Genomic DNA, 24930 nt, shown 5'->3' with positions numbered 1-24930 from the left:
ACCAGCAACGGTCGCTTTTTTTATGTTTGTTCTATTGATTCTATAAATTGGTTTTCAATTTGTTGGAACTGTGATGAATATAGAGTATTTACACTTAAAGCAACAAAAAATTAACATTAAGAAATGCAATTGTCATAACTAGCTTCTAACTTAATGTTTTTTAGAGTAATTAGCCAAACGATCCCAATGCCTAAATTGGCTCGTTACTCAGCGCAGGAAAACGCGCATCGATAAAAACACAATAACAAAGGAAGTTACTATGTCATTGTCTCGCAGAGACTTTATAAAAGTCGTCTCTTCAGGAGCCGTTGCTACCACGCTGACCGCTTGTGGAAGTGATGATAACAATACTGCCACTGCTGCCTCATTCGAGCATGGCGTCGCCAGTGGTGACCCAACTCAAACTCAAGTGATCATCTGGACAAGAGTGACTACGCAGGCGAGTTATGTCGATGTCTCTTGGCAGGTGTCTGCAACGGAAGATTTTTCTACCATCGAGCAAAGTGGCACTTTTACCACAGATACCAGCCGCGATTTTACGGTCAAGGTCGATGTGCAAAACCTTAATCCAAGCTCCCAGTACTACTACCGATTCATGGTGGGAGAGAAGAGTAGCATCGTTGGTATGACACAGACCTTACCGGAAGGCAGCGTGAGCAAAGCGTCTATGGCAGTCGTGTCTTGCGCAAATTATCCGGCGGGGTATTTCAACGCCTACAAAGAGATTCTTGTGCAGCATCAGAAGGAAGCGTTTGATGTGGTTTTGCATCTCGGTGATTATATTTATGAATACGGCGCTGGTGGTTATGCGAGCGAAGATGCAGCTGCGCTAGGTCGTGAGCCGAGCAAAGGCACAGAGTGTATTAGTTTAGATGATTATCGAAAGCGCTATGCTCAATATCGCCAAGATGAAGATCTGCAAGCTCTACATGCGGCGCTACCAATGATCGCAGTGTGGGATGACCACGAGTTAGCTAATGATGCATGGAAAGAGGGGGCGGAAAACCACCAAGACAACGAAGGCAGCTTTAATGACAGACGCGCCGCGGCAGCAGCAGCTTGGACTGAATGGCTCCCTGTGCGAGAAAACACCTTCTCAAACATGCTGATTTATCGTCAGTTCGCCTTTGGTGACTTAATCAATCTAATGATGCTCGACACTCGATTGGTAGGCCGCGACCAACCTTTGGATTATTTCTCCCTAACCGAACCAACAATGGAAGCGATTGGTAGCCTAGTTGCTCGGTCACGAAGTACTGAAAGAGAATTGCTTGGCACAGAGCAGTTAGCGTGGTTGATGAATGCGTTTGGTAGCCAAAATGCAAAGTGGAATGTGCTTGGACAGCAAGTGCTTATGTCACGTATGGAGCTTCCGAGTTCTGTTATGTTGGCGATGTTCCAACTCTTTACCGCAACCGACGATCAGAAGATGGACGCGCTCTTAGCTGTGAATAATGCGATCGCCAGTTATCTTGCAGATCCAAGCTCAGACACGATTAAGCTGCCGTATAACCTTGATGCTTGGGATGGTTATTACATCGAACGTGAGCGCGTTTACGAAATTGCTAAAGCAAGCTCAGGCAACTTTGTATGTTTGGCGGGTGATACACATAATGCATGGACTAGTGAGTTGAAGGATATGTCGAACAATCCTATTGGCGTTGAGTTCGCGACAAGCTCGGTCAGTTCGCCAGGCTTAGAAGAATATTTAGCGTTAGAGCCAGTTGCGATTGCTCAGATGGAATATTCACTGCCGAACTTGGTTTCTGAACTGCAATGGACGGACATCAAGCAACGCGGTTTCATGCGTGTGACCTTTACGCCAGAGAAAGCGCAATCAACGTGGTACATGCTTTCCAGCATTAAAGATAAAAACTATCAAGTGACAACCAAGTCGGCATCCACAACGAATGGTCTGATGCTCGATATAGAGTAGGGCAGTTAACGAATACGTTCTAGACGACCGCGCTAGAAATAAGAAAGTCCGCACTTGGCGGACTTTCTTGTTGGTTAATCTAGTAACTCAGTACAGAGGCTGACTTTAGTCGATTAGACCGTATTCTTTGCTTAAGATTTCGATGATCTCTGCTTTCGGATTATCGCTCAACTTGATTGGTTGCCCTGTGATTTTTTCTGCAATGCCGATATACGTGCGAGAGATATCCATCAAGGACTCCACTGGCAGGTCGTTATCACGAGCAAGGGCTTCACGTTCTGGCATGCGTTCTTTGTTAAGCAGAATATCAGGCTCAGGGAAGTGGTTTAGTAAGAACTGACGGAAACCTTCTTTCGAATTCTCAACGATGTTACCCGCTTGGTATTCTTTTGTATCCCAAATACGTGACGAATCAGGCGTACCGACTTCATCCATGTAAATTAGCTTTTCGTTACCAGCAGCGTCGTGCACGTAACCAAATTCAAACTTAGTATCCACGAACGTTTGGTCAACGGCTTCAAGTGCATCGCTGATCACGTTGAAACCTTCTTTCAATAGCTTTTCGTATTGTGCAATGTCTTCTGCACTTGAGAAGTTGAAAGCTTCATAGTTATCCACGATGTTTTGGCGAGTGATGTTCACGTCATCCGCCTCAGGAACGCCTGGAATACCTTTCAAGATACCTTTGGTTGAAGGTGTCATTAGTAATTCAGGTAGCGCTTTATCTTTCTCAAGACCTTCAGGAAGCTGAATGCCACAGAATTCACGCTCGCCATTTGCGTAAGCGCGCCACATAGAACCTGTGATGTACTTACGGCAGATTGCTTCAATCTTAACTGGCTTCGCTTTTTGTACGATCCAAACGAATGGGTGAGGGATGTCCAAGATATGACTATCAGCAAGGCCGTTGTCTTTGAACAATTTGAACCAGTGGTTAGAGATCGCGTTGAGTGCAGCGCCTTTACCCGGAACGCCTTTGAGTCCACCTTCGCCATGCCAGATACAATCGAATGCAGAGATACGGTCACTGATCACCATGATGGCCAACGGGGCATCAGGAGCGACATCGTATCCTTTTTCTTTGATCAGTCGTGCGCTGTCTTCTTCAGTTAACCAGTAAACAGAGCGAACTTTTCCGCTGTGAACAGGCTTGTGGGTGCGAATTGGCAGGTCGTCATTGACGGCAAGTACTTGATTAGCAAGGCTCATTGCGACATTCCTATCATCTTAATCAAACGTCATAAAGAGAAGATATCCAGCGAAAAGAGCACGCTGAATAAATCGAATGAGGGCATCATACCAGAACTATTTTAACTCGCCAGAGAAAAAGCAAACGTTTGCCTTAATTTGTTAAAGCACAAAAAAAGCCCCCTTAAAAGGAGGCGAGATGCAGGATGGATAACGTCGATCTTGTTAGTGGTACTTGTTCACTCTGCCTTCGACGAAAAAGACTTCACACTGATAACGTTGAGCAATATCGCGAAGCATTGATTGATTCATTAGAGCAATCTTGTTCGATGCGACGACAGCGCTAGCGTTACCAGACTGAATAGCTTTGATTACGATTTCCACTTCAGAAAGCTGTTGAGACGGTTTCATCTGAATGATGTTTTGACAGCGAATGTTGGAAGCAGCAAGTTGCTCAAAATCAGGACGAGGGCACTCAGCGGTAAACAGAATCCATTGCTGTTGTTGAGACAATACTGCCAACTTAGAAAGAAGTTGGTCCGACACATCCATAGGTTGTGTTGCTTGTGCCAATACGTTGTAGCGAGAGTATGTATGAGATTGAGTTTGTAACTGCATCTTACTGTTCCTTTATACATGCTGTATGTATACACAGTAGTTTGTTTTTGATGCCTGATCAACCGATTTTTATGAATGGAGTTGAAAAACTTTCCCGTACTTATGACTTGGTTTTTATCTAAGTTATTGAAATTAAAGTGTAAAGTTTGGCTTTTGATATGTTTGATAAACATGGTGAAATGTGAAGTAACCTGCATTCCGGAGCTGTATATACAGGTGGTTACTACTGTATATACAGTAATTTCGGATTAGCTATACAGTGGTTTTAACCGATTTATACAGTGCTTTTTCGTGAGGGCACACAGTAGTGTTAGTGCTTTTGAGGAAGAAGAAAGGAAGAGAAAACAAGAAAGGCAGAGGCAGAACGTTCAAGAAAGCGCTTTGCTTTTTCAGGAAATGATAAAAAGCAGGCTGCGAATACGCAGCCTGAAAATACAAGGATCGATGTTTAATAATGGTTAGAATTCGGTTTTTGCACGTGCGATTTCTGTTTCAAATTGGCCAAGGTTGCCAGCCCTTACAAGCTGAACCATAGTTTGAAACATGGTGCGAATTTGTTCGATGTTACCTGAATTGGCACGGGAGCATAAACTGCCAAGGTCGGAGTTTGCTAATCGCAATAATCGACTTTTGTTAGGGCCAGAGACTTTTCTTTTAATTGTATTTTTCAAAACCATCAACTCGCCAGTTGCAACGGCTTCAGGAGGCTGGCTAGCAATAATTGCTTCCGCTTCATCTGTGTACATATGGTCACCTGTTTTTTGTTTGAGCGACAAAACTATACTCCAGATGTATCGTGGGTTTGACCCGCTGACAGGGAAAACCATCAACATCACTATGAAATAAGTGACACTGTTTTTAATAGGTCAATTAATAGCCGATTTGAGGGTGTGAGAACCACCAGAGGACTAGAGAATGTGATTGCGGAGTGTTTTGGTTGTGAGGGCTTCACGTTCTGATGAAGGATCAAAAAAGCGCCTTGTGATAAGGCGCCCTTGAAAATCAGTTCCGTTGATTTGTTCTATTTAGCTTGCTCGTTGTTCCAAACGCTCGCGCATTTGCAATTCGCCTTGGTTGAATAGGCGGACATCGATTTTCGCGATGTCGTAGCAAGAGCTGCATGAACGATGGTATTTACCATCTACGTAATCATGACGAGTTACAAAGCTAGGTTTTTTACACCAGTCACAGGTGCCTTCTTCAGTGAACATTGATTTTCTCCCCACCTACATAAATTTGAGTCGCTAGGTGTTATTTTTCACCCGGCATTATGGCATATAAAAGATGGTCAAGTTAAATGTCTGTTAATTTGTTTGAGAGGGAGATCGATTGCGAGCCTTTATTTTCTAGGATGAAAAGCTCGCGAGATAAAGGTGTGTGGCTAAGTTTTACTCTTTTGTAACATTTTGTGAAATGGTTTTAAACGCCTGATTTAAACGCTTCATCTCTTCTTCACTTCCCCTAGAATCAGGATGGTAGAGTTTAGATAATTGTCTGTAGCGCAACTTCACTGCTTTACTGTCTGGAATGGTTTGCGGGGTATAGCCAAACATTGCACAAGCGACGAGAAGTTTTTGGTTCTCAGATTGACCTTTTATCTTCTTGAACTCTTTAAATACTTTTTCGAGTTGGCGCTTAAGTTGTTTATTGGCGAACTGAAGTTCTTTCACTTGTGTCTCTAATTGCAGAGAGCGTGACACTTCATTCGCTGCAATGGCTTTGGCCTTTTGTGTGTGCCTGCGGTAACCGAATGCACCGCCACCAAGAAGCAAAGCAAAGCCCAGAGCGCCAGAGGCATACCAAACGTTGGTGTTTTCAGCTTTCTTTGCTTGTTGAATTTCAATGGTCTCTTTCTGTTCTTCGTCAGTGGCTTGCTTATCCAACTCTACAATCTCAGAAACTTGTTTGGCCCTGAGTTGATTGAAGCGATCTTCCAAAAACTGGTTATAGGCTTCTTCTGCCTGAGGGTTTTTAAGTGCAGACAGTTGATACCAAGCTTCGACGAGATCAGAGTTCGATACTTCCGCTTGATGGTGTTGGACAAAATCGGCCAACAAAAAACCACGGTCGGTAGGATCGTTTAACGCAACAGAAGTGAACCAATAAATCGCTTGGGTGAAGTCTGTGTTGCCAGTTAAACCGCGAGCGTAATCTTCTGCTAATTGTTTTTGAGCGGGTAAGTAACCTTGATGTGCTGCTTGTTCTAGCCAATAACGTGCGTCAGTGGGTGATTCTGGATTGGGGTTTAACGCCAGTTGCTGCGCAAGGTCGAATTGGGCTTCAGGTTGTGTCGGGTTCTGAGAAGCAAATGCAGTGCTCGTAAGGCAGGCACTTAAAGCAAAGGTAAGGGCAGTGGTTCTGAAAGACATTGGGTATGTCAGGTCTAGCGAACAACGCTAGACCTGCTCCGGTAATAATTGTTATTACCGATATGGTGCAACCAAATTACTTCAGTGGCAAGATCTGGATTTCAACACGACGGTTGCAGGCACGACCTTCAGAAGTTTGGTTTGAGCAAATTGGGTTACGCTCACCGTAGCCACGTGCGATTGCGCGACCTGGTGCAACGTTTTGTGATACTAGGTACTGACGTACCGATTCAGCACGACGCTCTGATAGCGTTTGGTTGTAAGAATCGCTACCTGTGCTGTCTGTGTAACCATCGATCACAAGGCTTGTGTCTGGGTATTCAACTAGGATACGAGCCACACCACGAAGTGTGTTGTGGATGCTTGCGTCTAGTTGGTAAGAGCTTGAAGAGAAGCCAATGCCGTTTTCCATGCGAAGAAGCAGTTGGTTTTCGCCAACACGTTCAACTTGTACGCCAGAGTTTAATAGAGCACGACGCAGTTCCGCTTCTTGTTGGTCGAAGTAGTAACCAACACCAGCGCCTGTTGCACCACCAGCCGCCGCACCAATCAATGCGTGTTTACGACGTTCTTTAGCGTCGTCACCAGTCGCAAGACCAATTGCTGCACCCGCAATCGCACCGATAAGCGCACCTTGCGTGGTTGAGTTAGTTTCGTATTCACCTGTAGTTGCGTTTTGGCGTTGTGTTGCTTGACAGCCAGTAAGAGCCAGCACTAGCGCAAGTGCAATAGACATCTTTTTCAAGGGAAAATCTCCGTATAAGCCGAGGCGCAAGCGCGCCTCATAATGGGATGTGAATTATGGAATAGAAGGTATTGATATTTGTTATGCGAACGTCAGATTGATAGAAGCTTTGTAAGCTTTTTCTTATAGTTGGCGATGTTGTAATCAGTTCCAGAGTTATTTAGAAGGGTTATCCAACATTTTTCTCGCCTGCTCTCCGCCAACCCCTCGGTTGACGGAAACTTTGCGGCCTTTTTTCAAGCCGACTTCGTAATCTGCAGTGATGTTCTTCATCGCTTCCTTGAGCTGTTTCTTGAACGTCTCACGGTCGATGTTTTTAAATTCTTTATCAATGTAGTTATTGATTTTGTTTGCGGATTCTTCATCTGGTGAGATCACAGGTAGCTTTTCGAGCGCACCTTCTACCCAACCAGAAACGAACGAGTTAACACGACGCGTTACTTCCATTGAAGAAGTGCCTGAACCCGCGAAACTATTGCGGAACTGTCCTGTGCTTTCGTTCATCTCACGATAGATAATATCAAAGGCAAAAGCCGCAAAAATCGCGCGGTCTGCTTCACCGATAAACTCTACTCGTTTAAGCCCTTTATGGTTCAGAAGAACCGCCTCAACACCGAACTTAGTATTGATGCCGCGAATCACGCGCAATATCGTCGAGCTAATGCTTGCTGGCAAGAGATGTGAAGACTGAGTCTTACCCATCTTGATAAACTCAATATCGTCCTTATCCAAGCCATATTTCAGCATGAGACGATGCGCCATCTTGATAGCGTTCGCCGCTTCATTAACGTTGGCGGAGTTGCCCAGTTCTAAACACTTGGCGATTTTTTTCAGAGCTTTTTGTTTATCCATCGACGACCAGTACCGGGAACTGAAAATTTAGGAAGTCGGATATATTACCTTTTTTGATGGAAAAACGGAATAACGATGGAGAGGGAAAACTGTGCTGCAAAAAGAAAGCCCCTTATGGAAAGAGGCTTTGAGAAAGGTCGTTGTTTGACAATATTACAGACCAAGTTGGTCTAGCAGATCATCCGCATCACTTTTTGAGCTTGCTGATTCTGCTGCTTTTTTGTCAGCCATACTTTTGCGAGTGGCTTCTAAAATATCGTCCGGGCTTTCATCTTCAGCCACTTCAAACTCTTCAAGTTGGATAAACTCGGTCTTGTCCATCGCAAGTTCTAGGTAGAAGATATTATTGTTCTCTGTAGAGAAGGTGACTCGGCGCGCTTGAGGACGGTCTAGATTGGTATCAACTTGCAGAATCACTTGCTTGTTCAGTGAAAGCATTTTTGGTTGGTTCTGCGTGATATTGGTCTGCAGCTCTTTACGAATTTTATTGGTGAAGTCGCCGACCAATTGGTTCATCAGCTCACCAAGCACATCGCCCACTTCATCTGAAGTGTGTGAGATCGCTAACTCTTCCTCTGGCATGCCCATATTACGCATGTAGTTGGTGTAAATCTCTAAGGCCGCTTTTGCTGTAAAGTTAATCACAACAAGACCAGTGAAGCCTCCATCAAACAATACAAAACAACCAAAATCCGGCTTGAGGCTGGTTTTGTTGATCTTTTGCACCATGGCAGAGTAGTTAACTTGAGAGGAGGTTGCTGAAGTAAGTACGCCAGAAACCGACTGGCAAAGTTTTAGAAGGATATCTTCAGTGGTTACAACTTTATTTTTTTTCATCCTGAAAGCTCATATTGAAAGGCTATTTCTTTTTCAATGTAAGGCATCAAGCGTTATAAAATAAAGCATAAGTTTAATTCTTGTATTGAGATTCTGATTTGAACGCCTTTTTAAATGTTGTAAAGTGACGTAATTCAAAGAAAACAACCTCATTCATACCGCTAACTCGCCAATGGTTTTGGTCGTTGATGGTGAGAATGATTAAAAATTAGATAACCCGCAGCTGATTGGATCAGCGCAGTAGGGGCAGGAAGCAAATGTTACCAAGATTACACTCGCAAACGGATGTCGATCCTCTTGTTCTTAGTTTTCTCAAAGAGCTTGAGCACTCCGGGTTCACTGGCGATATCGAAAACCAATACTCTAGCCGTCTCGCAGTAGCCACTGATAACAGTGTCTACCAGCAACTTCCTCAGGCTGTTGTTCATCCCAAAACCACCCAAGACGTTTCCCTCATCGGTAAACTCAGCAACAAAGAAAAATACGAGCGTATTACCTTTTCTCCTCGTGGTGGCGGTACGGGCACCAATGGTCAGTCTTTAACGAAGGGCATAGTGGTTGATTTGTCTCGCCATATGAACCAAGTTCTAGAAGTGAATGAAGAAGAAGGCTGGGTTCGAGTTCAGACGGGTGTGGTCAAAGACCAGCTGAATGATGCTGTTCGTCCGTATGGTTATTTCTTTTCGCCAGACTTATCGACCAGCAACCGTGCAACGATTGGTGGGATGATCAACACCGATGCCTCCGGTCAAGGCTCGCTTAAGTACGGTAAAACCTCTGACCACGTTCTTTCTCTTCAAGCGGTTTTTGCTGATGGTTCGATTTTGGAATCCGACCTTTCTCATGGCTTGCCAAATAAAGGGGAGTTTGCCGATACGGCAATGCGTGTGACGGAATCGGTATGTCGTGACAAGCGCCAACAAATTAACGATAAGTTTCCACCGTTAAACCGCTTCTTAACTGGCTACGACCTTAAAAACGCATTTGATGAAGAGGCAGACAGCTTCGATATAACTCGTGTTTTGTGCGGCGCTGAGGGCTCATTAGCGTTCATCACCGAAGCGAAGCTCAACCTAACCCGCATTCCTAAAGCGCGAACTCTGGTTAACGTGAAATACAACAGTTTTGATTCGGCTTTACGTAATGCGCCATTTATGGTGGAAGCGAAAGCGTTGTCTGTTGAGACAGTGGATTCAAAAGTTCTGAACTTGGCGAAGCAAGACATTGTTTGGCACACCGTCAGTGACTTGATTACCGACGTACCTGATAAAGAGATGCTCGGCATCAACATGGTCGAGTACGCAGGTCAGGATGAAGAGGAAGTGGGTTCTCAAGTCGCGTTCCTAACCGCCAAGCTCGACAGCATGCTAGAAACGGAAGAAGCGGGCATCATTGGCTACCAAGTATGCAGTGATGTGGCGAGCATCGGCCGTATCTACAACATGCGTAAAAAAGCCGTGGGTCTATTGGGCGCAGCAAAAGGGCGTGCTAAGCCTGTTGCGTTTGCCGAGGACACTTGTGTTCCGCCAGAAAACTTAGCGGACTTTATCGTTGAGTTTCGCGAGTTGCTAGACGCAAAATCACTTAACTACGGCATGTTTGGTCATGTAGATGCTGGCGTTCTCCACGTTCGACCAGCATTGGATCTGTGCGATCCTCATCAAGAAGCCTTGATGCATGAAATCTCGGATGAAGTGGTTAAATTAGTAGCAAAATACGGCGGCTTAATGTGGGGTGAACACGGTAAAGGTTTCCGCTCTGAGTATGGCCCTGAGTTCTTTGGTGAAGAACTCTTTACTGAATTGCGCCGAGTGAAAGCCGCTTTTGACCCACACAACAAAATGAACCCAGGCAAGATCTGTACGCCGCTGAATAGCGATGCTGAGCTTGTGAAAGTGACCGACACCAAACGCGGCTACTTCGATCGTCAGATTGACGTACAGGTACGTGATAGCTTCAAGCAAGCGATGGAGTGTAACGGTAACGGCCTGTGTTTTAACTACGACACCAGCTCGCCTATGTGTCCTTCAATGAAAGTCACTGCAGACCGCCGTCATTCGCCGAAAGGGCGTGCAGGTTTAGTTCGTGAGTGGCTACGCCAGTTGACTGAGCAGGGCATTGATATTCTCGACTTAGAGAAGCAGACGCTGGAAAACAAAACGTCCATCAAAACCATGATCGACCGTGTGCGTCATTCGATTAACCGTCGTCACGAATATGACTTCTCCCACGAAGTGTATGAAGCGATGAATGGTTGTTTGGCGTGTAAAGCGTGTGCGAGCCAGTGCCCGATTAAAGTGGATGTGCCTAGCTTCCGCTCTCGTTTCCTCAACATTTACCACTCGCGTTACCAACGTCCGGCAAAAGACTACTTGGTGTCGAACATTGAATCCATGTTGCCACTGATGGCCAAAGCGCCAAGTGTCGTGAATGGTGTGCTCAAGCAATCTTGGGTGCAAAGTCTAACGGCTTCGACGGTGGGGTATGTTGATGCTCCGTTATTGTCTGTACCGACATTGAAAGAGCGAGTCGAGACGTTAACCACGGCTTATGACCTCCAAGCACTAAGTGGCTTATCAAGTGAAGACAAACAAAAGCATGTGCTGATTGTTCAAGACCCTTTCACCAGTTACTACGATGCAGAGGTGGTGGAAGACTTCATCAAACTGGTTAAGAAGTTAGGTATGAATCCGATTCTTCTGCCATTTAAGCCAAACGGCAAAGCACAGCACATCAAAGGTTTCTTACGTCAGTTTAAGAACACCGCGCAAGATACCGCGAAGTTCTTGGAGATGGTCGCGGACATAGATATCCCATTGGTGGGGGTCGATCCTGCGTTGGTACTGTGTTACCGCGACGAGTATGCTGAAGTATTGGGTAGCAAGCGTGGTCAGTTTGATGTGCTGACTGCTCATGAGTGGCTTCACCCAAGACTGGGCGAGTTCGATGCTCTTGAATCTAAAGAGCAAGCACCTTGGTACCTGTTCGCTCATTGTACTGAGAAAACCAAATTGCCAAATGCAGAGAAAGAGTGGGGGGCTATCTTCGCTCATTTTGGTGCGGTGTTGAACACTGTGCCTGTAGGCTGTTGTGGTATGGCGGGGACCTTTGGCCATGAAGTAGATAAGCTCTCGATGTCGCGTGACATTTATGATCTGAGCTGGAAGCCAAACTTGGACAAACTCGATACCGAGCGTTGCTTGATTACGGGGTACTCCTGCCGAAGCCAAGTCAAACGCTTTGAAGGGGTAAAACCTAAGCACCCAGTTCAAGCTTTGCTAACCTTGATATAATGCTTTACGAAAGCCCAGTCTAACTGGGCTTTTTATCATTTAAGAACCGTTACTGACGATGACAACGTTTTATTCTCATAAGGATATGAAGATTGAAAAAGCTTGAGCTTAAAGTGCCACCTGTCGCTTTATTTTTGTTGATGGTACTGCTTATGTACTGGCTGAAAGACGTCGTGCCAGAAATGAAAATTACCGTACCGTTTGTTGAGTTTGTTACTGCTGGGCTTGTTTTGATTGCTGGGTTTGTCGGCATTGCCGGTGTTTACGAGTTTCGTAAAGCCAAGACGACAGTAAACCCAGTGAAACCAGAAACTGCTTCGCTGGTGGTCGATACAGGCGTATTCGCTTACACACGCAATCCAATGTATGTAGCGCTTTTGCTTGTCATTATCGCTATTGGTCTGTGGTGGCAACACCTCAGTGTTATTTTGTGCGCTGTATTGTTTGTCGCGTACATGAATCGCTACCAAATTAAGCCAGAAGAACGCGCTTTGGAAAGACTATTCGGTGAAGATTACCTAGATTATAAGAACCAAGTACGTCGCTGGATTTGATGAATAAACAAACCGCAGATAAAAAGAAAGCCCAGCATATTTGCTGGGCTTTCTATTGAATTTTCTTTTTTGGAAAGGAGCGGCAGGGCTTATCTGCAGGAGCATTGCTTCCGAAGACTAAGCTGCCTTAGCGAACTTTGCTAAGAAGGCATCCTTACGCTCGTTAAAGCGTTGTACCAAATCGTCAACTGCATCTTGGTCGTATGGTTTAAGGCCACTTGCCACCATACGTTTGATGCCTTTACCAACGACTTCACCGTCTTGTTTGAATGCAAAGTTTAACGTTACAACACCACGTTTGCCTTCCACATCAAACGTTGCGCCTGTGAAATCGACTTCTGGGTGAGTCAGGTCTAAACGACAGAACTCAACTTCCATGCTTTCGTAAATCACCAGTGGACGTTGGCAGTTGATCATCATCTGTTTCTCTTCCATTAGAGGAACCATGATGTGAGGGAAGTTCATGCCAGAGAATTGAACGTAGTTAGTCACCACGTGTTCAATGAATGCTGGATCTTGGTTTGTTTCGCCTTCACGAGACATGTGTAGGTATTCTTTACCTGCTTCATCGACCACGGCGCTTTCTTTTTCACACTTATTTTCGATGTGAAGTGCAACGCCATCATTCACCATTCCAGAGAAATCGAAACGCATCTTTTGGCTCACGCCTTCTTTGCTCAGCAATACTGCAAAAAGCAGATCGCCTGGAACACAAAAGCGCTTGTTGTCCTCATCGTGAATAGGGTTGTAATCACCAGCTACGCGTTTTGCGAAGTGACTTGCTTGCTCACGAGTGAACTGAAATTGGTGATTAGTGTTTGAAAAATAAGGTGTTAGAAACATAATCTTTACGTAGTAACCAAAACTGTCAGGGATTATATGCGAATATCTGCGTAGCAATGGTCCATCCAGTGAAAACTTCACTGTATCTTAACAATGAAACGATAACGCAGCGGAATAAAGCACCAAAAAGAGCGCTTTTGTTATGCATTATTCAGTATGGTCATAAATCTGCGATTTACCATATTATTGAGGGACTTGATGCGTATAAATACAATAAAGGCTCCAAGAAGGAGCCTTTAGGGTCATTAGCACGATAGATTAATGCACGCTTGGTAGTAAGCTTTCTGGCATCAATGCGTTATGCAAAGCGAGCTTGAGTAGGGCATTGGCTTGCTCGATATCTGGCGCGAAGTAGCGGTCTTTATCGTAGAACGATACTTTTTCACGCAGCATTTGCTTGGCAATTTCGATACGCTCAGAAGATTTGTTTGGCGCACGGAAATCCAACCCTTGCGCGGCTGACAAGTATTCAACCGCCAAAATACCACGCGTATTCTCTCCCATCTCTTTCAGACGACGACCGGCGAAAGTCGCCATTGATACGTGATCTTCTTGGTTTGCTGATGTTGGCAAGCTATCGACGGAAGCAGGGTGAGCGAGCGTTTTGTTTTCACTCGCCAGCGCTGCCGAAGTAACCTGAGCGATCATAAAGCCCGAGTTTACGCCGCCATTGTCGACCAAGAATGGAGGAAGCTTAGATAGAGCACTATCAATAAGCAGTGCCATGCGACGCTCTGACAAGCTACCAATCTCTGCAATCGCAAGCGCAAGGTTATCCGCCGCCATAGCAACTGGCTCAGCATGGAAGTTTCCGCCAGAAATAATGTCGTTGTCTTCTGCAAACACAAGCGGGTTATCCGATACCGAGTTCGCTTCTACTTGTAGAGTGTCTGCCGCATTGCGAATTTGCTGTAAACAAGCCCCCATAACTTGAGGCTGACAGCGCAGGGAGTAAGGGTCTTGAACCTTCTCACAATTGGTATGGGATTCACCAATCTCACTGGTCGCTTCTAATAGATGTCGATACGCTAACGCCGCATCCATTTGGCTGCGATGGCCACGAACTCGGTGGATACGAGGGTCGAATGGACGACGGCTGCCTAGTGCTGCTTCTACCGACATCGCGCCACAAACGGTCGCAGATGAGAATAGGTCCTCGGCAATGAACAAACCTTCGAGTGCAAACGCCGTTGATGCTTGAGTACCGTTAAGCAGTGCAAGACCTTCTTTCGGTGCCAGTGTGATTGGCTCTAGACCAGCAATTTGCAGAGCTTCTAAGCCAGAAATGACTTTGCCATTATGACGCGCTTGGCCTTCGCCAAGAAGAACCGTACTCATGTGAGCAAGCGGTGCTAAGTCACCAGATGCGCCGACAGAGCCTTTTTGTGGTACGCATGGGTACACCTGCGCATTCACAAGGTCAATCAGCATGTTAATGACTTTCAAGCGCAAGCCTGAGAAGCCACGCGCAAGGCTGTTGATTTTCAGTACCATCATCAAGCGAACGGTTTCATCTGACATAAATTTGCCGATGCCCGCAGCATGAGAAAGCACAATACTGCGTTGCAGCGTTTCTAAATCTTCTGGCGCAATACGAGTGTTTGCGAGTAGACCGAAACCCGTATTGATGCCATAAACGGTGCGATCTTCTGCAATCACTCGGTCGACAACTTGAGTGCTTTCCTCAATCGCCGGAATAGCTTCTGGATCGAGAGTAAGGTTGACAGGCGAGCGGCTTACCTGACGTAGTTCGTTTAAGCTAATATGGCCCGGCTTTAGCGTTAAATTGAGCATGTCTTTCATCCTTACTTCAGCTTTTTCAGTTCTTCATTGAGCATTGGCAAATCCAGTTTTTGCTCAGCTGCACATTGTTTTGCGATGTCATAGCCCGCATCGGCATGACGCATAACCCCCGTCGCTGGGTCATTGTGAAGCACACGAGCAATGCGCTCAGATGCGTCATCACTGCCGTCACAACAAATCACCATACCTGAGTGTTGAGAGAAGCCCATGCCAACGCCGCCACCATGGTGAAGTGATACCCAAGTTGCACCGCCTGCGGTGTTCAATAGGGCATTAAGTAATGGCCAATCTGATACGGCATCAGAGCCATCCATCATGCCTTCGGTTTCGCGGTTCGGGCTGGCTACCGAGCCTGAGTCTAAGTGGTCACGGCCAATCACAACCGGTGCTTTCAGTTCACCATTTTTCACCATTTCATTAAAGGCTTGGCCAAGGCGTTCACGGTCTTTCAGACCCACCCAACAGATACGTGCAGGCAGACCTTGGAACTGAATGCGTTCACGTGCCATGTCTAGCCAATTATGTAGATGAGGGTTATCTGGGATCAGCTCTTTAACTTTTTGGTCGGTTTTGTAGATGTCCTCTGGATCGCCAGACAGCGCTGCCCAACGGAATGGTCCAATACCTTCACAGAATAATGGACGAATGTAAGCCGGTACGAAACCTGGGAAATCAAACGCGTTTTCGACGCCTTCTTCCAACGCCATTTGACGGATGTTATTACCGTAATCCAGTGTTGCAGCGCCGCGGTTTTGCAGCTCTAGCATGGCTTGAACTTGCACAGCCATTGATTGTTTCGCCGCTTTCACTACGCCTGCTTCGTCTTGCAAGCGCATTTCTGCTGCATGAGACATGCTCCAACCTTGAGGTAAGTAGCCGTTCAGTGGATCGTGTGCAGAGGTTTGGTCTGTTACTACGTCTGGCGTGATGTTACGTTCCACAAGCTCAGGGAAGATGTCTGCAGCGTTACCTAATAGACCGACAGAAATAGGCGTGTCAGACTCTTTGATCATCGCCAGCGCTTCATCTAAAGATGTGGCTTTCTTGTCGACGTAGCCTGTGCGCAGACGGTAATCGATACGTGACTCGTCACACTCAACAGCAATCATTGAGAAACCTGCCATTGTACCTGCTAGAGGCTGAGCTCCGCCCATACCACCAAGGCCGCCTGTCAGGATCCATCGACCTTTTGCGTCGCCGTTAAAGTGCTTTTTAGCTACTGAGACAAAGGTTTCGTAAGTGCCTTGAACAATGCCTTGTGAGCCGATGTAAATCCAGCTACCAGCAGTCATTTGTCCGTACATCATTAGGCCTTCTTTATCGAGCTCATTGAAGTGCTCCCAGTTGGCCCAATGTGGTACGAGGTTTGAGTTCGCAATCAGAACGCGTGGCGCATTTTTATGAGTCGGGAAAACGCCCACTGGTTTGCCTGATTGAACGAGAAGAGTTTGGTCATCGTCGAGTCTTTCTAACACTTCAACAATCTTATCGAAGCATTCCCAATTTCGTGCTGCTCGACCAATACCACCGTATACAACGAGCGAGTGAGGGTGCTCGGCTACGTCTGGGTCAAGGTTGTTCATCAGCATACGAAGTGGGGCTTCCGTCAGCCAAGATTTGGCGCGCAGGTCGGTACCGCGTGGAGCACGAATTGTTCTGCTGGTATCAAGTCGTGGATCTTGTCCTTGGCGCTGTGTCATTTTAAGACTCCTTTAGTTTCACGTGTACACCAAGTCTGTGCTTGGCTATTTAATCGTTATTGGGTTTGGTTATTTAGGCTTGTGGTTTTTCTCTGCCATGGCATTGGCGATGTCCCAACAAAGGCGGGCTGCCAATCGAGCGGTTTGGCTATCGACGTCATAAGTGGGGTTATACTCGGCAATGTCAGCCAGCATGAGCTTGTTTTTGTAATGTAGGATTCGGTCGAGAAACGGCGAAATGATGTCGTAGCTGACCCCTCTTGCTGCTGGGGCGCTTACACCCGGAGCTGTTGCCGCAGGGAATACGTCCAAATCAATCGTTAGATAGAGATAATCGCAGTCATCGATAAAGTGCTGTAGTTGCGTTAAATGGTAGCTGTGGTTCATGTAGCAAAGTTGTTTGTCTTCCACATACCAAACATTGAGTTCGTCCGCTTTCTGGAATAGTGCTTTGGTATTGCTGCTGCGACTGACACCGATGCAAGCGTAATGAAACTTCCAATCATTGCGTTGGCAGAAGTCATGGATTTGATTAAATGGTGTCCCTGAGCTCGGTTTTACATCTGCCAGCGAACTTTCAAAAGCGCGTAGGTCGAAATGTGCGTCGAAGTTGATAATGCCAATCTTCGGCTGCTTTTTTGGGTGATGGGTTTTGAAGTACTCGGCCAACCCGGAAAATGATGCCCATGCGATCTCATGACCGCCGCCTAATACTACGACAGGTGAATGGGGTAGTGCTTGAGCAACCGTGGCCGCGCATTGCGATTGGCTGCTCTCTAGTAAATCGTCTTCGCAAACGACAGTACCTAGGTCATAAAGTGGAGCATCTTGGTGCCAAGCGAGATTGGCTAGGGCACGACGGATCAAATCCGGTGACTTTTTCGCGCCAATACGGCCTTTATTTCTGGCAACACCTGCATCGGTAGCAAAACCAAGGATTGAGACGCCTTCGGTTTTGCTCGGCAACTCTTCGACAGAAATGTTTTTAATCACGTGGTGAACGCGTTTACCCAGTTCACCATCTTCTGCATCGTGGCGACCTTGCCAGTGAAATGGAGCGGTATTTGGATCTGATTGAGCCATGTTACAGTCCTCCGTGAGAGACATATTCACCATTGACTATACGACCTACCAAACGTTTTGCGCCGACTTGGTAACTGAGGTCTGCTGGGTGTTCGATATCCCAGATTGAGAAGTCAGCGTCATAACCGACTTCAATCACGCCACGAGATTTCCCATAACCCAGTGCTTTTGCTGCGTTTTGAGTGACGCCACGCAGTGCTTCTTGAGGTGTTAAACGGAACAGAGTGCAAGCCATGTTCATCATCAGGGTTAAATCTGCGAACGGTGACGTGCCAGGGTTGATATCCGTCGCTATCGCCATTGGCACCTTGTGCGTTCTAAGCAAATCGATAGGTGGTAATTGGGTTTCACGTAAGAAGTAAAATGCACCAGGTAGCAAGGTTGCGACGGTAGAAGAGTTGGCAAGGGCGCGTACGCCAATTTCATCCAGATATTCAATATGATCGGCAGAAAGGCCATTGTATTGGGCGGTTAAAGCCGTACCACCTAAATCAGAGAGCTGTTCAGTATGACCTTTCACATGCAAGCCATGTTTTTTTGCCATCTCAAAGACACGCTCTGTTTGCGCTAAGTTAAAACCTATCGATTCACAAAACACATCGACGCTGGTGGCGAGCTTTTCTTCTGCCACGAGGGGAATAATGTCTTCACAAATATATTGGATGTAATCGTCAGCTCGGTCTTTAAATTCTGGTGGAAGTGCATGAGCGGCGAGCAGGGTTGTGGTGATTTTTACTTTGCGCTCTTGCTCTAAGGCTTTGGCTGCTCGTAGCATCTTAATTTCATCATCTAGCGTGAGGCCGTAACCAGACTTAACTTCGATAGAGGTAACGCCACTGGCAAGTAACCCATCTAAGCGTGGTAGAGCGAGCTCGATAAGTTGTTCTTCAGTGGCGGCACGAGTGGCATGAACGGTAGAGAGAATACCGCCGCCTCGCTTGGCGATTTCTTCATAAGGCACACCATTGAGGCGCATTTCAAACTCGTTGGCTCGACTTCCGGCGTACACAAGATGAGTGTGGCAATCAATCAAACCTGGCAACAAAAGCTTGCTTTGAAGATCAATGGTTTGTTCGTAGTGGTCCGGATTCAGGATGGATTCAGTTTCTGCGCTGTCTTTGCCTTTTGTTGCGGTGCTGAGTGCAACAATTTTTCCTGACCGAATGCCGACACGAGCAAGGGGAGAGGGTAGGTAACCTTGTTCTCCTTCTTGCATAGTGACGAGGCGTGCATTTTCAATCAGCAAATCCATTCTGATGTTTCCTTCTGATTTGTATCTTTAAATGTATATACAAATAAATAGGAGAAAAAAGCATCACTGACAAGGCTAATGTTGCTGAAATGTGATCAAAACGAAGAAGTAACGCCTAGTTTATAGCAGGATCTTAGAGCTTAATTTGTACTTGTTGCCCGGATGATAAAGGAGAGCTGTGCTGACCAGTTTATCTTGACTCCATGTACGACGATTCAGCAGCAAACACGGCTCGTTGGCTTGCATTTTTAGGTCTTGTTTTACACGAGCGTCGGGGATAATCGCTTCGACAGTATGTTCGATGGCACTGAGTGGACAGTTGCCCGACAAGTACTGGTTTGGCGTCATACAAGTGAAATCTTGTTGCAAGTAGTTGGGTGCATATTGGCTGTTGACCCAACGCAGTTCTAGTTGGATCGGAGTGTGATCTTCAAAATGGACAATCTCACTGTAAAACACCGTGGTGCCAAGCATGACGCCAAGCTTGGTCGCAATACTGTCATCGGCTTTGATGGAGATTTGTTGCAGTACTTCACTGTGATGCTCTCGTCCGCGATTACTGATTTCATCGGCAATGTTGCGAATGTCTAAAAGTGGAGATTCAGACTTTTCTGCCGGATCGCAAACAAAGGTACCGAGGCGTGGTCGGCGTTGAAGTTTGCCTTCATTCACTAAATCTCGGATCGCTTTGTTGACGGTCATACGGCTCACACCAAACTGTTCCGTCAATTCGATTTCTGTTGCGATGCGATGACCAACCATCCACTCACCCGAATCAATTTTATCGAGGATAAATCGTTTGATTTGCATATAGAGTGGTGCAGACATAAAGGCTTCCTTTTAATTGACTATACAAATACTGCGTAATCTATAGACAAATTGCAAACAGACATACGTATTTTGTGCAGTGATAAAAGGAATTAGTCCGCATTCTTGTCGTCTATTGCTTGCAGGAGTTTCATCAGTTGTGTAAACAGAGACTTATCAGAATAACGAAAACAGACAGTCACAAAGGAATCGCATGTTTAAAAAACTAAAAGCGTCACTCGGTATCGGCTCAGCAAAAGTAGATACGATTTTAGATGAGATGAGTGTGTATCAAGGCGCGACTTTGCGTGGTCACGTTCAAATTAAAGGCGGTGATGTTGAACAACAAATCGATGCCATTACCATTAAATTGAACACAGAAATGAAAGTGGAAGAAGACGACAGTGTTAGCTACCAAACTTTCACCATTGATCAATTGAAAGCGGTTGAGCCGTTTGTCATTCAACCGAATGAAGAAAAACAAGTACCTTTTGAACTTAAACTGCACGATGAAACGCCCATCACAGCCGTTAACGCACATAAAAACCAGTGTCATGTTTGGATAGAGACCACACTGGACATCGGCTTTGCGATAGACCCTCGCGATCGTGATTACATTGAGGTTAAACCTTTGCCTGTTGCTGCTCGTGTGATTCAAGCGATCGAGCAAGCCGGTTTTACAATGGTAAAAGCAGATGTTGAAAAAGGCTTCTTGCGTGGGAATACCTTCTCCTCACGTTCGGGTATTTACCAAGAATTAGAATTCCGCAATAACGGCTTCGTTTCTACGAAAGAGATAGAGCTTTCCTTTATTTTAGATGGTGGGACTATCCACTGTTTAGCGGAGATTGACCGCTCGTTTAGTATGTCGGGTGACCAATACCGTTCGTTCTCATTACCGATCGGGGCTTCTGATTCACAAGTTGCGGCAGCCATTGCGCCGACATTGAACCTGTAATATTTCTAGCTCTCATTATCTGGAGCGAATAAGTACCGATATCCAAATGTAAAGGCGATATCGGTACTGTTATCCATATTCCTCGCATTCTCAATCGCCATGACCTCTATGGCAGAGTTCTCCATTAAATAGCGATATCCAATCACGAACTCATTCGATGCGTCGGCAAACTCACTCGGCCCTTCTGTCGAACCTTGATACCAATGATATTCAAGAATGAAGTGGTGATTGTTTTTTAGTGCATAGCGATAACCGCCAGCAAAGGCGGCGGTGTTATGTCGATAGGGGAAATCAGCGAGTGCTTTATCACTGTTTCTAAAGGTCATTCCGGCCATCGAATAGAATATATTGGCTGCATTGAATCGATAGGTGTAGTTGATTTGTACACCTTGCTCAAAACTGTTGCCTTTGAAAGAGCCATGAGCAACATCGTTATAGTAGAGACTTCCACCAACAGACAAACCATGATGTTCATTTTGTACTATTTGGTATTGGATATACGTTGAGAGGTTGTTTGCTAGCGTTTCACCTTCAAAATCCTCTATTAAAATGTCGTAGTCAGGCATCGACATATAAAAGCGGTTCTTGTCGACTTCATCACGTCCATTTTGTCCAATACCAAACAGGTCGTGAAAGCTTTCGGTTAATCCATCTAAATGGTTATCCGCAGCAAAGACCCAGCGATAGTTCAGTTCCCATTGCCACTTTTCATTGATTTGCCACCTACCGCCTAACTCGAGTTGGTTGTGGTAATAGTCGAGTGAATAGTCGCTGGTATGTGCCCAGACACTCGCAATTGTGCCCGAACCATACGCTTCAACATAACCAGAGGGGAGGGCATATCCGGAGCGAAGTATGTTCGTGTGGCTGACAACTTGCACTGGAGATTGAGCATAGGAACGTAGTGGACCATACAAATCTGAAGCACAGATTGCCGGCGCAGATAGGAGAATGGCGCAACTCATGAGCGTAGGTTGCCATCTTAAATCCATCATGATGAGAGCCTAAAGTGAGATTACTCAATAGATTAACTATAGTCTTATCATGTTTTGAATGCCGTTCAATTGTATTAATTCCTCAATCTTTGCTTATCGATGAATTTGCTGTGATGAAGTTTCAATGACATTTTGAAATCGCACTTTGCATTCTAAATGTGAGCTATGTACAATCCTTGTTCCGATGAAGGTCCGGTATTCGTGTTACTGAGCGACCGTCATCGACTCTCGAAATATCTTCTAATTTGAATAACATGTGTTGCTTGGTGTGCAACACCACTGTAAAGGACATAGCATGCCTATTATTACTCTTCCTGACGGCAGTCAGCGTCAATTTGACAACCCAGTTTCTACTATGGAAGTTGCGCAATCGATCGGTCCTGGTCTTGCAAAAGCAACTATCGCTGGTCGTGTAAACGGTAACCGCGTTGATGCGTGCGATCTAATTGAAGAAGACGCAAGCCTTGAGATCATCACAGTAAAAGATGAAGTCGACGGTCTAGAAATCGTTCGTCACTCATGTGCTCACCTTCTTGGTCACGCTCTTAAGCAGCTTTACCCACAAGCTAAAATGGCGATTGGTCCAACCATCGACAATGGCTTCTACTACGACATCGACTTAGATGAGTCTCTAACGCAAGAAGATCTTGAAAAGATTGAAAAGCGTATGAAAGAGCTAGCGAAAACCAAGTACGAAGTTGTTAAGAAAAAAGTGAGCTGGCAGGAAGCACGTGATACGTTTGAATCACGTGGCGAACCATACAAAGTGGAAATCCTAGACGAAAACGTATCTCGTGATGATCGTCCTGGTCTTTACCACCATGAAGAATACATCGACATGTGTCGTGGTCCTCACGTTCCTAACATGAGCTTCTGTCAACATTTCACTCTATTGAATGTTGCGGGTGCTTACTGGCGTGGTAACAGCGACAACAAAATGCTTCAACGTATCTACGGTACTGCTTTCCACGATAAGAAAGCACTGAAAGCGCACCTTACTCGCTTAGAAGAAGCGGCGAAGCGTGACCACCGTAAGATCGGTAAGCAACTAGACCTATTCCACATGCAGCAAGAAGCACCTGGTATGGTGTTCTGGCATCACAATGGTTGGTCTGTTTTCCGTGATCTAGAAGTATTCATCCGCTCTAAGCTAGATGAGTACGGCTACCAAGAAGTAAAAGGTCCGCTAATGATGGACCGTGTTCTTTGGGAACGCTCTGGTCACTGGGACAAATACGCAGATGCAATGTTCACGACTTCTTCTGAAAACCGTGAATACGCAATCAAGCCAATGAACTGTCCTGGTCACGTACAGATCTTTAACCAAGGTCTTAAGTCGTACCGCGACCTACCGTTACGCATGGCTGAGTTTGGCTCATGTCACCGTAACGAACCATCTGGTGCACTACACGGTATTATGCGTGTACGTGGCTTTACTCAGGATGACGCTCACATTTTCTGTACTGAGAGCCAAATTCAAGAAGAAGTAACAAACTGTATCAAGATGGTGTACGATACGTACCAAACATTTGGTTTCGACAATATCGTAGTGAAGCTGTCTACTCGTCCAGAAAAACGTGTAGGTTCAGATGAAATCTGGGATCAATCTGAAGAAGCATTGAAACAATCTCTTGAATCGATGGAAATCCCATACGAGATCCAAGAAGGTGAGGGTGCATTCTACGGTCCTAAGATCGAATTCACACTATACGACTGTCTAGACCGTGCGTGGCAGTGTGGTACTGTTCAGCTAGACTTCAACCTACCAGGTCGCCTAGGTGCAACTTATGTAGGTGAAAACAATGAACGTCTTGTACCGGTAATGATTCACCGTGCAATTCTAGGTTCACTAGAGCGTTTCATTGGTATCCTTATCGAAGAATATGCTGGTTTCTTCCCAACTTGGTTGGCGCCAGAACAGGCAATTCTTATGAACATCACTGATAAACAATCAGAATATGTTCAAGAAGTAGTACAAAAACTACAAAAAAGTGGAATTAGAGCTAAAGCGGACTTGAGAAATGAGAAGATTGGCTTTAAAATCCGCGAACACACTTTGAAGCGTGTACCGTATATGCTTGTAGTCGGTGACCAAGAGATGGAAGCAGGCGAAATCGCAGTACGTACTCGTAAAGGTAAAGATCTTGGTAAATTTAAAGTGGATGATTTTATCGCATACATCCAAGACGAGATCTCTAGCCGTAAGCTCAATCTGGAGGAATAAGCTATTAAAGGCGGAAGACGCGGCCAACAGCCGGTAAAACAAAACCCACACCGTATGAACGGTGAAATTCGTGGCGTTCGTGAAGTTCGACTAACTGGCGCTGACGGTGAATCAGTTGGTGTTGTATCGATTCAAGAAGCGATCGCAGCTGCTGAAGAAGCAGGCATGGATCTTGTGGAAATCAGTCCTAACGCTGAGCCGCCAGTCTGTCGTGTTATGGACTACGGCAAATTCCTCTTTGAAAAGAGCAAATCTGCTAAAGAGCAGAAGAAAAAGCAAAAACAGGTTCAGATTAAGGAAGTAAAATTCCGTCCTGGAACTGATATTGGAGACTATCAGGTAAAACTACGCAACCTGACGCGTTTCCTTGAAGAAGGCAACAAAGTGAAGGTAACAATTCGCTTCCGTGGCCGAGAAATGGCACACCAAGACATCGGTGTTGACGTTCTTCATCGTTTGAAAGAAGACACTGTAGACTTTGCTGTAGTGGAATCTTTCCCAAGTAAGATCGAAGGTCGTCAGATGATCATGGTTCTTGCCCCTAAAAAGAAGTAATTAACGGCTCATCAAGTAATTAAGACCTGGCCGTTTCCCTTTTAAAGGTAAACGGCTGGGTTTTGTTCGCCCTAATTACGTTGTTTATTAAACCTACTCAATGCGGAGTTATTCATCATGCCTAAGATGAAAACCAACAAAGGTGCTGCTAAGCGTTTTAAGAAAACTGCTGGTGGTATTAAGTACAAGCACGCTACAAAACGTCACATTCTGACTAAGCGTACTACTAAGAACAAGCGTCAGTTACGTCCAAATGCAATTCTTCCACGTTGTGAAGTTGCTGCAGTTGTTCGTATGTTGCCATACGCTTAATTCTTT

At 45.6% G+C, this 24930-nt stretch carries 22 protein-coding genes; 7 read left to right on the top strand and 15 right to left on the bottom strand.

From position 1 onward, the window contains the following. Positions 1-259 precede the first annotated feature (259 nt). The gene (locus tag H735_RS06015) at positions 260-1936 is read left to right on the top strand and encodes an alkaline phosphatase D family protein (protein ID WP_020194871.1); all 1677 of its coding nucleotides are present in this window, start codon (positions 260-262) and stop codon (positions 1934-1936) included. Between the two features lie 105 nt (positions 1937-2041). On the opposite strand, the gene H735_RS06010 is transcribed toward H735_RS06015, so the two are convergent. From H735_RS06010 to H735_RS05975, 8 genes are all read right to left on the bottom strand, one after another. Then, the gene (locus tag H735_RS06010) at positions 2042-3145 is read right to left on the bottom strand and encodes a phosphoribosylaminoimidazolesuccinocarboxamide synthase (protein ID WP_020194870.1); all 1104 of its coding nucleotides are present in this window, start codon (positions 3143-3145) and stop codon (positions 2042-2044) included. A 204-nt stretch (positions 3146-3349) separates the two neighbouring features. Next, entirely contained in the window at positions 3350-3742 is a 393-nt protein-coding gene (locus H735_RS06005; protein ID WP_005443276.1) for a SulA-like leucine-rich domain-containing protein, read from the bottom strand. A 458-nt stretch (positions 3743-4200) separates the two neighbouring features. After that, a complete protein-coding gene (locus tag H735_RS06000) occupies positions 4201-4518 on the bottom strand; it encodes a hypothetical protein (RefSeq protein ID WP_227739867.1) in 318 nt (105 codons plus the stop codon). A 249-nt stretch (positions 4519-4767) separates the two neighbouring features. Further along, positions 4768-4953, bottom strand: coding sequence for a hypothetical protein (locus H735_RS05995; RefSeq protein ID WP_009705862.1), 186 nt, complete (start codon positions 4951-4953; stop codon positions 4768-4770). A gap of 177 nt (positions 4954-5130) precedes the next feature. Next, positions 5131-6111, bottom strand: coding sequence for a J domain-containing protein (locus H735_RS05990; protein WP_020194868.1), 981 nt, complete (start codon positions 6109-6111; stop codon positions 5131-5133). 76 nt (positions 6112-6187) lie between these two features. Next, on the bottom strand, positions 6188-6856 hold the full coding sequence (locus tag H735_RS05985; protein ID WP_009705864.1) for a YiaD family glycine zipper/OmpA-like lipoprotein: 669 nt from the start codon (positions 6854-6856) through the stop codon (positions 6188-6190). 156 nt (positions 6857-7012) lie between these two features. Next, the gene (locus tag H735_RS05980) at positions 7013-7708 is read right to left on the bottom strand and encodes a DUF2786 domain-containing protein (protein ID WP_005443269.1); all 696 of its coding nucleotides are present in this window, start codon (positions 7706-7708) and stop codon (positions 7013-7015) included. Positions 7709-7861: 153 nt separating this feature from the next. After that, positions 7862-8545 (bottom strand): DUF3334 family protein, encoded by a 684-nt coding sequence (locus H735_RS05975; protein WP_009705865.1) that lies wholly within the window; start codon positions 8543-8545, stop codon positions 7862-7864. Between the two features lie 257 nt (positions 8546-8802). Here H735_RS05975 and ydiJ point away from each other — a divergent pair, with 257 nt between their 5' ends. Together ydiJ and H735_RS05965 are read left to right on the top strand one after the other, a co-directional pair. Further along, complete coding sequence (gene ydiJ, locus H735_RS05970; protein ID WP_020194867.1) at positions 8803-11838, top strand: D-2-hydroxyglutarate dehydrogenase YdiJ; 3036 nt, start codon at positions 8803-8805, stop codon at positions 11836-11838. Positions 11839-11930: 92 nt separating this feature from the next. Continuing rightward, positions 11931-12392, top strand: coding sequence for a methyltransferase family protein (locus H735_RS05965; protein ID WP_009705867.1), 462 nt, complete (start codon positions 11931-11933; stop codon positions 12390-12392). Between the two features lie 117 nt (positions 12393-12509). On the opposite strand, the gene H735_RS05960 is transcribed toward H735_RS05965, so the two are convergent. From H735_RS05960 to hutC, 6 genes are all read right to left on the bottom strand, one after another. Beyond that, positions 12510-13235: a DUF3581 domain-containing protein gene (locus H735_RS05960; RefSeq protein ID WP_009705868.1), complete on the bottom strand. Its 726-nt coding sequence runs from the start codon at positions 13233-13235 to the stop codon at positions 12510-12512. Positions 13236-13493: 258 nt separating this feature from the next. Beyond that, complete coding sequence (hutH, locus tag H735_RS05950) at positions 13494-15029, bottom strand: histidine ammonia-lyase (RefSeq protein ID WP_020194866.1); 1536 nt, start codon at positions 15027-15029, stop codon at positions 13494-13496. Between the two features lie 11 nt (positions 15030-15040). Further along, positions 15041-16738: a urocanate hydratase gene (hutU, locus tag H735_RS05945; protein ID WP_020194865.1), complete on the bottom strand. Its 1698-nt coding sequence runs from the start codon at positions 16736-16738 to the stop codon at positions 15041-15043. A gap of 69 nt (positions 16739-16807) precedes the next feature. After that, the gene (hutG, locus tag H735_RS05940) at positions 16808-17821 is read right to left on the bottom strand and encodes a formimidoylglutamase (RefSeq protein WP_020194864.1); all 1014 of its coding nucleotides are present in this window, start codon (positions 17819-17821) and stop codon (positions 16808-16810) included. Between the two features lies 1 nt (position 17822). After that, entirely contained in the window at positions 17823-19073 is a 1251-nt protein-coding gene (gene hutI / locus H735_RS05935; RefSeq protein WP_020194863.1) for an imidazolonepropionase, read from the bottom strand. 120 nt (positions 19074-19193) lie between these two features. After that, a complete protein-coding gene (gene hutC / locus H735_RS05930) occupies positions 19194-19901 on the bottom strand; it encodes a histidine utilization repressor (protein ID WP_005536165.1) in 708 nt (235 codons plus the stop codon). 193 nt (positions 19902-20094) lie between these two features. On the opposite strand from hutC, the gene H735_RS05925 reads away from it, so the two are divergent. Beyond that, the gene (locus H735_RS05925; protein ID WP_020194862.1) at positions 20095-20838 is read left to right on the top strand and encodes a sporulation protein; all 744 of its coding nucleotides are present in this window, start codon (positions 20095-20097) and stop codon (positions 20836-20838) included. Positions 20839-20843: 5 nt separating this feature from the next. Here H735_RS05925 and H735_RS05920 read toward each other — a convergent pair whose 3' ends face one another. Continuing rightward, positions 20844-21833 carry a DUF3187 family protein gene (locus H735_RS05920; protein WP_020194861.1) on the bottom strand — a complete coding sequence of 330 codons (990 nt, stop codon included), beginning with the start codon at positions 21831-21833 and terminating at the stop codon, positions 20844-20846. Between the two features lie 295 nt (positions 21834-22128). Here H735_RS05920 and thrS point away from each other — a divergent pair, with 295 nt between their 5' ends. The 3 genes from thrS to rpmI all read left to right on the top strand — a co-directional run bounded on the left by thrS (position 22129) and on the right by rpmI (position 24924). Beyond that, a complete protein-coding gene (gene thrS, locus H735_RS05915; protein ID WP_009705874.1) occupies positions 22129-24057 on the top strand; it encodes a threonine--tRNA ligase in 1929 nt (642 codons plus the stop codon). A gap of 3 nt (positions 24058-24060) precedes the next feature. Next, a complete protein-coding gene (infC, locus tag H735_RS05910; protein ID WP_074050532.1) occupies positions 24061-24612 on the top strand; it encodes a translation initiation factor IF-3 in 552 nt (183 codons plus the stop codon). 117 nt (positions 24613-24729) lie between these two features. Next, complete coding sequence (rpmI, locus tag H735_RS05905; protein WP_009705876.1) at positions 24730-24924, top strand: 50S ribosomal protein L35; 195 nt, start codon at positions 24730-24732, stop codon at positions 24922-24924. Positions 24925-24930: the final 6 nt, after the last annotated feature.

The organism is Vibrio owensii CAIM 1854 = LMG 25443, from assembly GCF_000817815.1.
GTDB classification, from domain to species: Bacteria; Pseudomonadota; Gammaproteobacteria; order Enterobacterales; family Vibrionaceae; genus Vibrio; species Vibrio owensii.
The sequence above is the reverse complement of the archived record's forward strand: the minus strand, read 5'-3'. Positions and strand labels throughout refer to the sequence as shown.